The organism is Pectobacterium sp. CHL-2024 (assembly GCF_044751765.1).
In the GTDB taxonomy this organism is placed as follows: Bacteria; Pseudomonadota; Gammaproteobacteria; order Enterobacterales; family Enterobacteriaceae; genus Pectobacterium; species Pectobacterium brasiliense.
Window position 1 is genome coordinate 48090 of the sequence record NZ_JBIXKO010000006.1, and the last position, 12059, is coordinate 60148.

The following is a 12059-nucleotide window of genomic DNA, read 5'->3' on the forward strand; positions in this document are numbered from 1 at the left end:
AATGGCACATCAACGAAACGTGGAAACAAACCGAATCCCATCACGCACAGCTGTAGGCGAGTGATAAGATTTTCATCTCGCTACACCCTTCACTTTTCTTATTTTTTTAATAAGAACCTTCCGAATATTTATTAATTCCAAAGAAATAATTAAACAGAATATAATAAAAGAGAAATAAAATTAAAAATAAAATAATAACATACTAAATTAAATAACCTGATTAATCTCAACAATTTCTTCGAATTATTATTCATTTCATATTCCCTGCTATATAATCCTTTTCGATGCGCAAGGACTCCCTCTTTATTTGGAATAAATAAAGAGAAAAAATATCCGTTTAATTTACAAGGAAAAACACATGTTTAAGTATTTAACACCGATATTTTTATGCACCGCTGCTATTTCTTTTCAGGCTCAAGCTGATGACACCATGTTGATGCTGCTGAAAAAAGACAACGCCACTTATTTAAGTTGGTCTACCGATGCTGGCAATGTGGTTCGCCAGGATGTGTATCGCAGCACCAGTAGCGCTCAGGCAGGCAGCGAAAAAATTGCAGAGCTCAATTCCACAGACAGAACCTTTACCGATTTAACCGCCAATCCACAGTCAGACTATTGGTATTGGGTGGATACCGTTAGCGGTAATAATAGCGTTCTGAAATCGAATGCGGCCTCAACGGCACCAGCGCCATTGCGTGCAGCGCCGCTTAAGGCAGCCAGTCCAGAATGTAAAGCGGGAGCGGTAATTAAAGATAAAACCGTCGACTGTGGCGGTATTACTCTGGGTCTGAGCTGTAAAGGCGACAGTGATAAACAGCCTCCGGTTATCACGCTGGAAAATGCCACCATTAAGAACCTGCGCATCTCTGAAAAAGGCGGTTCTGACGGTATCCACTGTAAGTCAGGCAATTGCCGTATTGAAAACGTGATCTGGGAAGACGTTTGTGAAGATGCAGCAACCAACCTGGGTAAAACCATGACCATCGTCGGCGGTGTTGCCCATAACACCACCAATGGCCCTGGTGGCAAGCCGGACAAAGTGCTGCAACAGAACTCCAAGAACAGTCACACTATCGTACAGGGCAACTTCACCCTGACTGGCCAACACGGCAAACTGTGGCGCTCTTGCGGTGACTGCACCAACAACGGTGGCCCACGTAACCTCACCATCATCAGTGCAACTGTTAACGGCACCATCGACAGCATCGCTGGCGTAAACCGTAACTTTGGTGATGTCGCTGAAATCCGTGATTTGCGTATTAAAAACTACAAAGCAGGTAAACCTAAAATCTGTGAAGAGTTTACTGGTGTAGAAAAAGGCAAAGGCACACCAACAAAACATGACGAGCAGTGGGATACCAAGAACTGCAAAGTCAGCCGTTCAAACGTTAAAGCTCTGTAATTCTGCTGGCAGAATTCATACCTATACTCTAAATAATTCGAGTTGCGTGAAGGCGGCAATCGCATGACAAATCGGTTTTAAACCGATTTGAACAGCGCTAGCACTAGCCCGAAGGGGGAACCTCATTTATGAGGTTCATTAATCCCCAGGAGCTTACTCAGGTAAGTGACTGGGGTGAATAAGAGCAGCCAACGCACAAGCAGCTTGAAGTATGACGAGTATAAATTAATACCCCCTCTGGGGTCCTGACGCATCAGGCATCTACAGACCGTGCAACTAAGCACGGTCTGTTTCATTTCATCACCCTTGCTGCAATTCGGTAAACAGCGTGCGTTTCAACGCCAGCTCGACGCCACGCAGTTCCGCCAGTCCTTTCAACCGCCCAATTGCCGAGTAGCCGGGGTTGGTTTTCTTTTTCAGATCGTCCAGCATCTGATGCCCGTGATCTGGCCGCATCGGGATCGGACGGCGATCGCCCGTCTTCTGACGCCGTAATTCTTCCGCCAGAATGGCATTAATGATCGCCACCATATCCACATCCCCCTGTAAATGCGCCCCTTCGTGGAAGGAATTGGGATTCTTCTCGCGACAGGTCGCACGCAGATGGGTGAAATGCACGCGATCGGCAAACGTTTCCAGCATGGTCACCAGATCGTTATCGGCCCGTACGCCGTACGATCCTGTGCAGAAGGTAAAGCCGTTATGCAGGCTATCGACCGTCTGTTTCAGCCAGCGCATGTCGTCAATCGTGGACATCACGCGCGGCAGCCCAAGAATCGGACGCGGTGGATCGTCCGGGTGAATGGCAAGGCGGAGGCCAACGGCTTCCGCCACGGGCACAATCTCACGGAGGAAATACCCAAGGTGCTCGCGCAGTTTCGCATGGTCGATACCATCATATTCCGCCAGACGGCCACGGAATTGCTCCAGCGTATAGCCCTCTTCAGAGCCCGGCAGTCCGGCGATAATGTTGCCTGTCAGACGCGCGATATCTTCTTCGCTCATTGCACGGAAGTAGTCAGCAGCCTGTGCCTGTTCATCCGCCGTGTAATCTTTTTCAGCACCGTGACGCTTAAGGATATGCAGTTCAAAGGCGGCAAAGGCAATATGATCGAAACGCAGCGCCTTTGAACCATCCGGCAGAACATGCTCCAGATCGGTTCGTGTCCAGTCCAGTACGGGCATGAAGTTATAACACACCGTATCGATGCCGCACTGCGCCAGGTTACGCAGCGATTGCTGGTAATTGGCAATATGCTGCTGATAATTCCCCGTCTGGGTTTTGATCTCTTCATGAACCGGTACGCTTTCCACCACCGACCATACCAGCCCTTTCGCCTTCAATTCGGCTTTGCGCTTTTCAATTTCTTCAACTGACCAGATTTCGCCATTGGGGATGTGGTGCAATGCCGTCACCACGCCGGTCGCTCCGGCTTGTCGAACATCATCCAGTGAGACAGGATCGTTCGGGCCGTACCAACGCCAGGTTTGTTCCATACCGAGTTACCCTTTTATTTTCGTCAAGATAGTGAGTTTTCGTCGAGAATAGGAAAAGCCTACCTCACCGGGACAGGCTGTCAAACGAAACTCACGAATTGATTGACCAATTACACAAAAAATTCGCATTTTGGACTAACATCATGCGTATTCAGGCTGTAATCATGAGGAAAAGAGTCAGGGATGGGTTATTTGGTCTGATATCTTTTCTCTCCGTACACCGATGCAATGTCGGAGAGAAAATTCACACAGTGACATATACCCTAAATAATTCGAGTTTCAGGAAGGCGGCAAGAGAAGACATCCCGATGAGCTTACTTAGGTAAGTGATTCGGGTGGGTGAACGCAGCCAACGCACATGCAACTTGAAGTATGACAGGTATACAGGGGAATCAGGATTCCAGACGAGAAGGAACAGACTCGAACAGGTAGCCGTCGAAGGCCGGATCGTCCACATTCGAAATTTCCAGCAGTTTAATTTTTACGTTTTCCAGATGCTGCCACATTGCCTGACGCGCCATGTTCACATCGCGGCGAGACACGGCACGCAGGATTTGTTCATGATCGTCCAGCCACTGGCGCTGATAGCTGAAATCGTCGGTATGGGAGTGAATGCCCTGCCACATTGGGCTGCGTTTACGCGCCTGCCACACCTCATACACCATATTGGCTAAGACGCTGTTTTGGGTAGACTGCGCCAGCAGGCAATGGAATTGTTCATCGGCGCTTTCATCTACGCTGCCGTTCTCAAGCGACGCCCGTTCTTGTTCAATGGCCTGCCGCATTTTTAGGATGTCACTCTTGGTCGCCTGCATCGCGGCAAATGCCGCAACTTCACCTTCCAGCAGCTGACGCGCCTGCATCAGCTCGAAGGGGCCATAGCCGCTGTCCACCACGCTGTCTTTTCCCTGCGCGCTTGGCAGTTGCATGACATAAACGCCAGAGCCTTTACGCACCTCAATCAGCTTTTCCAGTTCCAGCATGATCAGGGCTTCACGCACCACGCTGCGGCTGACGTTGTAGGTTTCAGCAATATCACGCTCGGGAGGCAAGCGGTCGCCAATCTGATAGTTTCCCTTCAGAATTTCCGCGCGAAGATTGTCGCCAATCTGCTGATATAAACGCATACCGCCATCCCTTTATTCAACATCGGCCACCGCAATATTGGCCTGACCAAAAGACAGAAAAAACGCCAGAGTTGTCCGAAGTATAACATGAAGCCATACAGCGCAGCACGTTGAGCAATCTGCACGCGAAATAATTTCAGATATAGTGTTGTCGAAACGCCATTACCCCGTTCGCGAGCAGATTGATGTTGCCCAATAGGCAAGGAGCATAAATGACAATAAACGTATTCCGGTTCGTTTCGTGGACCACCTGGAAGCAGGTGATGGCGAGCCTGTTCACTCTGGTCGGTGTGCTTTTTATCGTGGGATGCAACAGCAGCTCGCGCGACATCGCGCCATTAGGGCAAACGTCATTCGAGCGTTATCAGCAAGACACGACGCGTTGGGTAGAACAACACCGCGCCTTCCAAACCACGGATAAACAGCTGGAATTACGCTGGAACACCCCCAGTGAAACTCGTCCCCTCGGTCAGCCGCAGAAAGCCATCTTATTAGTGCACGGATTGGGCGATTCACCCGGTTCATTCACTGACATCACCCCCAAATTGGTCGAACAGGGATTTCTGGTCAGAACCGTGCTGCTACCGGGTCATGGCACCCGCCCCTCCGATCTGTTGCACGTTACCGTAGATGACTGGCGCAAAGTCGTCGCCGAGCAGGCGGCCATCCTCAGCAAAGAGGTCGATGAGGTCTATCTGGGCGGCTTTTCCACCGGTGGTAATCTGGTGCTGGAATACGCGTTGCAACACCCTGAAATCAAAGGGCTGGTGCTGTTTTCGCCCGCGATTAAATCCAATGAAAAATACGACTTCATGACGCCGCTGCTGTCCGTGTTTACCGACTGGCTGATGCCGCCGCGCCCTGGCTATCCTCAGCAGTTGGCAACCCGCTATATGCGTGTGCCGACCAACGGTTTCGCCCAATATTATTATTCCAGCAGCGGGGTGCGTTCAGAGCTTGCCAAAAAGACTTATGACAAACCGGTGCTAATCGTGCTGGCGGAACATGATTCCGTCGTCGATACGACTTACATTGTAGACACGTTCGATAAACAGTTTACCCACCCGCGCAGCCGTCTGATCTGGTATGGCGATCGCCCTGCCGGTATCCATTCCTCACGCGTGTTGGTGCGGACAGGCTCGCTGCCCGACTGGCGCATCAGCCAGTTTTCCCACATGTCGCTGCTGTTTTCACCAGACAATAAGGAATACGGCAAAACCGGAGCAATCGTCATCTGCGCCAACGGCCAGCCCCTGAACGACCTGAAAACCTGTCAGGATCGCAGCACGCTGTGGTATTCCGACTGGGGATACGTGGAAAATGGCAAAACCCATGTGCGCCTGACCTTTAACCCCTACTTCGACTGGCAAAATCAGATCATGGCTAACGTACTGGACGCGCAATAACACAGGTGTCTCCCTAAATAATTCGAGTTGCAGGAAGGCGGCAACCGCGCGAATCCCCAGGAGCTTACACCAGTAAGTGACTGGGGTGAGTAAGGGAAGCCAACGCACCTGCGGCTTGAAGTATGACGGGAGTTGTCATCATTTGGTCATCAAGGGCAGGTATTTTGACTTAAAGATAAATCCGCCCAAAGATTAACCATGATCGCCATGCCCGTTCCTTGCGCCCGACCACTCCTCCGGGGTACACCGGTAGCGCGAGATCTTTGTATTCCTCTGCCGGATGTTTCTCCTGACACCGACAATGCCACCGTATTGCAGCTGTTCAGTAAGAATAAAGAATGGGTCAGCTTGCCTGTCGTGGAGGATGGACGCCCTTTCGGCCTCATCAACCGCCATATTTTTCTCTCGCAGATGTCTCGGCCTTTTTATCGTGAGCTGTACGACAAAAAGAGCTGTATCGCGTTTATGGATAAAAACCCGCTGATTATCGACGCGCTGGCATCGTTGAACGACGTCGCCGATCAAACGGTGATTACCGGTGATAAATCGCTGACGGACGGCTTTATGATCACCGAGAACGGGCGTTATATCGGTATCGGATTAGGCATCGATCTGATCAAGGCCGTCTCCGATATGCACCTGCGCCAGCATCAGCAAATTATGCAGAGCATCGAATATGCCAGCGTGATTCAGACCGCGATGCTGACAACGTCAACGCAGGCGATGTCCCGCACGCTTGCCGACTGGTGTTTAGCCTGGGAACCGCGAGACTGTGTTGGCGGCGACTGCTATGCCTTTAAAACCTATCAGAACGGCTGGCTTGCCGCCGTCGCGGACTGTACCGGGCACGGCGTACCCGGCGCATTCATGACGCTGATTTTCTCTTCCGCGCTGGAACAGGCGCTAACACAGCACGGCCCGATGCTGCCAGCGCAGCTATTACAGGCGATCAATCGTCATATCAAAGATACGCTGGGGCAGCGTGACGAAGCACATCAGCTTTCTACCTCTAACGACGGCTGCGACGCGATGCTGGTGTTCTGCGATATGACGCGAAACACGCTGACGTTTTCCGGTGCGCGCATGCCCGCCTTCATGCTGCAACGCGATACCGGACAGCTGACGCCGCTCCAGTGCGATCGTATGGGGGTCGGCTATACCGAAACCCCTTATGACTACCAGTGGTCGAGCTATGAATTGCCGCTTCACGATAACGATATGTTTTTCACCACCACGGATGGCTTGACGGATCAAATCGGCGGAGAACGCCGGATTATGTTTGGTAAACGTCGCCTACAGGAGTACCTCCAGCACCATCAACACCAGCCGATGCGCGAACTGGCTAACCAGCTCCTATCGGCACACAAAATCTACCAGGGCGATCAGACCCGGCGAGACGATTTAACATTTTGGGGCTTCCGACATTGTTCGACTTTTGTTTAATCAGGCAGACAGAATGATGCCAAACATCAAATACACTGAATTTTTTTCGCCCTCACACCAGCATGACATCACGCTGTATTACGTGGGATATTTTTCACAAAACATCATCAGTTCACTGGCCGAAACCATGCGGCTACAGCTGGAGAAAAAGCAGCTGCCCGCAGGCATCCGTCGCCGACTGTTCTCTACGTTCGTCGAAATGGTGCAGAACATTACCCGCTATTCCGCTGCACCGTTAACCGCGCTCGATCACACCGTCGAAGTCCGTCATGGCTCCGTGTGTCTGGGTTACGAAAATGGGAAATACTTCCTGTTGTGCGCCAACCCGATACACCCCGACGATGTCGAGACGCTGCGGGGACGTCTTGAACCGCTGCGCGGCATGACGCTTGATGAAATCCGACTCGCCTACAAAGTCTCTCTGCGTGATGAAACCCCGTCATCAAGCAAAGGCGCAGATATGGGGCTGTTGACCGTCGCGCGGGATGCCAGTGAGCCACTCCAGTTTACGTTTCGGGCCGATGCATCAACGGGGCTATCTACGTTTTATCTGAAGGCAATCATTTAACATGAAAAATATAACAACCCTAAGCAACCTCCATATTTCGGGGACATCCTGTACCCCGACGGTTGATTTTCACTTTGACACACACCGTCTTTATCTTTCCGGCGAATCTTACCCTGAGAACGCCGCGGCGTTTTATCGCCCGCTGCTCACCGAGATTCAGGCATATCTGGACGCGTTAACAACCTACGCGGAAACGATGCCGCCGGATGGAGCACTGCCGAGCATCGAAATTCACGTCTCCCTGATTTACTTCAACAGTTCAAGCACCAAGATGCTGTTCAGTTTATTCAATCTGCTTAATCAGGCTGCGGAACAGACGCTCTCAATTGCGCTGTATTGGTATTACGACAAAGACGACGACATTGCGGAAGAATTTGGTGAAGAGCTTCACATCGATTTCCCTGCCCTGACCTTTCACAGCACCATTTTGAGTGATAATCATGAGCACAATTGAATTGTTTACACCGGAATACGACATTCTGCTCGCCGCGCGCAACATTGCTAACCAGCAGGAAAGACCAGCCGAAGTCTATCGCGACACGCTGCTGGCATTAACCGACCACTATCAGCGGCTGGTACGCGAGTCGCACCGCCTGATTTCACGCAGCGACCGGGCGGAGAAAGAGCTGAACCGTCTGAACGCGCAGCTCAATCAACTGGCCGTCGAGCTGGAATACAAAGCCAGCCACGATCCGCTGACCAGCGTGTATAACCGCGGCGCGATTATTGAACGCATCAACCACGCGCTGGAGCGCAATCAGGCCGCGCTCATCGTGCTGGATATCGATCATTTCAAACAGGTGAATGACACCTATGGTCACCCCACTGGCGACGCCGTGATCTGCGATCTGGTCTCGCGCGTGCAGAACGTGCTGAATACCACCAGCAGCATTGGCCGCGTCGGCGGTGAAGAGTTCACTATCCTGTTGGAAGGGCACACGCTCATGCAGGCCGTCTCACTCGCCAGCCGCCTGCATCAGGATCTCAACAGAATGCCGCTCAGCGTACTGCCGCAACAGCGCGTCACCGCCAGCTTTGGCGTCAGCTGGGCCCCACAGAAAACCCGTTTCGATGCGCTCTACGGTGCCGCAGATGCCGCGCTCTATCAGGCCAAGGAAAAAGGCAGAAATCGCGTGGAGTTTCAGTAAGTCGCAGGCAGGGCGATTGCTGTCGCCCTGACTCATGACCATAATAGGGGGTATCGGCTTCTCCGAGACAGATTCCCCTATGCGATTCGATTTAACCGATCTCCGGCTGTTTCTCAATACTCAGAAAGCAGGCAGCATTACCGGTGGCGCAGCGGCGTCCAGCCTGACCGTGCAGGCCGCCAGTGAGCGAATCCGGGGCATGGAAGATGAACTTGGCGTGCCGCTGCTGCTACGCTCAAAGGCGGGTGTCTCGCTCACCGACGCGGGCTTTTCGCTGGCGCACCATGCCCACATTATCCTGCGTCAGGTAGACCATATGCGCAGCGAATTACACCAGTACAGCAAAGGGCTGCGCGGTCATATTCCGCTGCTGTGCAACTCTGCGGCGCTGAATGAATATTTGCCTGCCCTGCTGGGCCGCTATCTGGTGGTCTGCCCGCAGATATCCGTGGCGGTGAATGAAAAACTCAGTCGCGATATCGTCGATGCGATTCGCAATCAAACCGCCGACCTTGGCATTGTGGCCGATTCCGTGCCGCTCGACGGGCTGGAAACGCGCCCGTTTCGTCAGGACGAACTGGTGGTTGTCGTTCCCCGTGACAGCATCTGGTCTGACGCACAGCAGCTCACCTTTTCCGCCATTGCCGACGCCGAATTTATCGGGCTTAGCGAAGGCGCAGCTTTGCAGGAACACATTGACGAACATGCCAAAAGGTTAGGAAAACGCCTCAATTATCGCGTGCGTCTTGCCAGCTTCGACGCCGTCACGCAGGTGATTCACAGCGGTATCGGTATTGGCATTCTTCCACGACATGCCGCACAGCGCATGATGGAACGGCTGGCGATTCGCACGATCCCGCTCGCAGACGACTGGGCGACGCGTAATCTGGTGATCTGCGCCCGCCAGTTTTCCGCACTGCCCGGCTATGTTCAGGATTTCGTGACGTTTATTACGACAGAGAACGCAGCAGGTTAAAGCAGCCCGCGTGCGGCCATGTATCCGCCCAGTGCTATCAGCCCGATGAAGAAGCAGCGCCGAAAAACCGCTTCGCTAATCGCGTGGCGCAGGCGTTGCCCTATCATCATGCCCAGCAGCGCGGGAATCAGCGCTAGCATCGACTGCCAGAGATTGATGCCCTGTAGCCCCATCCCCTGCATCAGCTGTAGCGCCAGCCCCAGCGTGGAGACGGTAAACGCCAGCCCCAGCGCCTGCACCAGATCGTTTTTATTGAGCCGCAGGCATTGCAGGTAAGGCACGGCGGGAATGACGAAGACGCCCGTTGCCGCCGTGATAGCGCCGGTGATATAACCCACCAGCGGCGACAGCCAGACTTCATGACGACCGGGCTGTGGCAAGGTGGTCGCTACGATGCCCCACAGGCCATAAACCACTAAAATGCCGCCAAGTGCCGCGCTGGTCCATGACGATGATGAGGTTAACGCCGGCAGACCATTCCAGAACGTCCCAATAATGATCCCGGCAAACAGCGTCCAAAACCGTTTAATCAGGTTGAGAAAGGCGGGGCCGCAGGCAAGTTGCCAGATGTTGGTCACTAGCGAAGGAACAATCAAGAGCCCCGCCGCGCTGGCGGCGGGCATCACCAACGTTAACAGGCCCATCGCGATGGTCGGCAATCCCAGACCAATTACGCCTTTCACCACGCCAGCCAGCAGGAACACCACCATCATCGTCGTCATTCATCGCCTCGGTTTGTTGCACCATAGTAGGAAGAACCCTACGCAGGAATAGTCTGATGAGGGCACTACTGGTGTCTATGCGGATTGTATTGAGGGTGATTCAGGGAAAATTTGAGGTAGGGGGCGGATTAAGAGTCTTGGAGTCACATCTTTATGCCGGCTCAGAGACCGTTTCGTGCGCAACAATACCGTTATTCTCATGCTACCTCGTAGCACGCGCCCGACATAGGGGGCTACGCCAGCCCCCTATGAACCCCGGCTTTTGGCGGAAATTATGCCGCTAAAGCGGTGCCATCGGTGTTCATGACCGCTAATCGAGCCACGAGTGACGCGTTTACTCGCCCCATAAATGAGGCTCGCCCTTCGGGCCAGCACAAGTGCTGTTCAAAAACGTCTCTGACGTTTTTGTCCGACGCGGCACTGGCTTTCGCGGCATCCGTGCCGCTCACTCGGCGGCCACGCCCACCGATGCATAATTTTTTACGCCCGATAACAGTCAATCCTGCTGGCATCCCACACCGTGTATAAGAAACAGCCCAGAGATTGTGGTCAGCCGTTATTAGCAAGCCACAAAATTTAGTAATTCTGGTTCTGTCGTGCGCGGCCTACGGCCTCACCCAGTTGCCATACGGCCATCGCGTAGTGGGTGCTGTGGTTGTAGCGCGTGATGGTGTAGAAGTTCGGCAGTCCGTACCAGTATTGGTAACCCGTGCCGATGTCCAGCCGCAGCAGGCTGGCTTCACTGTATCCCGCCAACGAATGCTGTGGCGTTAATCCCGCCGCCTGGAGTTCCGTGAGCGAGTAGCGGGTATTGAAACCGTTCGGGAGCAGCGGAGCCTGACCGTTTGCCTGCACCGCCACAGGCGCGCCTTTCACCCACCCGTGTGCTTTGAAATAATTGGCTACGCTGCCAATCGCGTCCACCGGATCCCACAGGTTGGTATGTCCGTTCCCGTCGAAATCCACCGCGTAGTTCTTGAAGGATGACGGCATAAACTGCCCATAGCCCATCGCGCCCGCGTAAGAACCGCGCAGGCTGAGCGGATCGTTGCCTTCTTTACGCGCCATCAGCAGGAAGGTTTCCAGCTCGCCCGCAAAGTAATCGGCACGTCGCGGGTAATCAAACGCCAGCGTGGCCAGTGCATCAATGATGCGCGTTTTCCCCATCACTCGGCCCCAGCGGGTTTCAACACCAATAATGCCAACGATGATCTCAGGCGGAACGCCGTAAATGTTCTGAGCGCGCTGTAGCGCATCCTGATATTGATTCCAGAACGCCACGCCGTTCTGCACGTTGTCTGGCGTAATAAACTGATTGCGGTAGCGGTTCCAGGCACCGTTCGGCCCTGAAGGCGGGCGCGATGTCGGGGCTTGTTTATCCATCAGGCGGATCACCCAATCCAGACTTTTCGCCTGCACCAGCACATCATGCAGCTGCTGGCGGTTAAAGCCATGCTCCAGCACCATTTTATCGACAAACCGCGCGGTAGCCGGGTTAGTCGCAAAATCACCGCCTAGCGGATGAACATTGTGTGCGGGTTCAAGCAGGAAGCCACCTTTAAAAGGATTACCTGAAGGCGCTTCTGCGGGAGGAGGGGCCGGCTGACTGCTACAGGCCGAGAGCAAAACGAGCAGAGGGAGAAAACGAACCAAATGACGCATCAGATATCCGTATAGCCAGGTAAGAAATCAATACAGGCTATGGTAAAGGATTGTCTGATGTGAAAAAACCAGCCAGAGGTGAAAAAAATGCCGCGCGCCGCTCAAATA

Annotated in this window: 11 protein-coding genes; 7 read left to right on the forward strand and 4 right to left on the reverse strand. The window is 53.1% G+C overall.

Translation table 11 applies throughout. The features are described 5' to 3' along the window. Positions 1–358: 358 nt before the first annotated feature. Entirely contained in the window at positions 359–1402 is a 1044-nt protein-coding gene (gene pelI, locus ACIPUG_RS11210; RefSeq protein WP_010281754.1) for a pectate lyase PelI, read from the forward strand. A gap of 300 nt (positions 1403–1702) precedes the next feature. On the opposite strand, the gene uxuA is transcribed toward pelI, so the two are convergent. Together uxuA and ACIPUG_RS11220 are read right to left on the reverse strand one after the other, a co-directional pair. Continuing rightward, on the reverse strand, positions 1703–2899 hold the full coding sequence (gene uxuA / locus ACIPUG_RS11215) for a mannonate dehydratase (RefSeq protein ID WP_400338430.1): 1197 nt from the start codon (positions 2897–2899) through the stop codon (positions 1703–1705). A gap of 392 nt (positions 2900–3291) precedes the next feature. Beyond that, positions 3292–4026 (reverse strand): FCD domain-containing protein, encoded by a 735-nt coding sequence (locus ACIPUG_RS11220; RefSeq protein WP_010281749.1) that lies wholly within the window; start codon positions 4024–4026, stop codon positions 3292–3294. Between the two features lie 212 nt (positions 4027–4238). On the opposite strand from ACIPUG_RS11220, the gene ACIPUG_RS11225 reads away from it, so the two are divergent. From ACIPUG_RS11225 to ACIPUG_RS11250, 6 genes are all read left to right on the forward strand, one after another. Next, positions 4239–5432, forward strand: coding sequence for an alpha/beta hydrolase (locus ACIPUG_RS11225; protein ID WP_400338432.1), 1194 nt, complete (start codon positions 4239–4241; stop codon positions 5430–5432). 198 nt (positions 5433–5630) lie between these two features. Beyond that, on the forward strand, positions 5631–6875 hold the full coding sequence (locus ACIPUG_RS11230) for a SpoIIE family protein phosphatase (RefSeq protein WP_039520927.1): 1245 nt from the start codon (positions 5631–5633) through the stop codon (positions 6873–6875). Positions 6876–6888: 13 nt separating this feature from the next. Next, complete coding sequence (locus tag ACIPUG_RS11235) at positions 6889–7443, forward strand: SiaB family protein kinase (RefSeq protein WP_039276236.1); 555 nt, start codon at positions 6889–6891, stop codon at positions 7441–7443. A 1-nt stretch (position 7444) separates the two neighbouring features. Then, positions 7445–7897, forward strand: a complete 453-nt coding sequence (locus ACIPUG_RS11240) for a DUF1987 domain-containing protein (RefSeq protein WP_039466925.1) — start codon at positions 7445–7447, stop codon at positions 7895–7897. Then, positions 7884–8591: a GGDEF domain-containing protein gene (locus ACIPUG_RS11245; RefSeq protein ID WP_039276240.1), complete on the forward strand. Its 708-nt coding sequence runs from the start codon at positions 7884–7886 to the stop codon at positions 8589–8591. Before ACIPUG_RS11240 ends, ACIPUG_RS11245 begins: the two co-directional genes overlap by 14 nt. Before the next feature lie 79 nt (positions 8592–8670). Further along, on the forward strand, positions 8671–9567 hold the full coding sequence (locus ACIPUG_RS11250; protein WP_400338433.1) for a LysR family transcriptional regulator: 897 nt from the start codon (positions 8671–8673) through the stop codon (positions 9565–9567). Here the strand turns inward: ACIPUG_RS11250 and ACIPUG_RS11255 are convergent. Together ACIPUG_RS11255 and mltB are read right to left on the reverse strand one after the other, a co-directional pair. Continuing rightward, entirely contained in the window at positions 9564–10289 is a 726-nt protein-coding gene (locus ACIPUG_RS11255) for a sulfite exporter TauE/SafE family protein (RefSeq protein WP_400338434.1), read from the reverse strand. The two genes, ACIPUG_RS11250 and ACIPUG_RS11255, sit on opposite strands and share 4 nt — an antisense overlap. Positions 10290–10865: 576 nt before the next feature. Next, complete coding sequence (gene mltB / locus ACIPUG_RS11260; RefSeq protein WP_039510987.1) at positions 10866–11951, reverse strand: lytic murein transglycosylase B; 1086 nt, start codon at positions 11949–11951, stop codon at positions 10866–10868. Positions 11952–12059 lie beyond the last annotated feature (108 nt).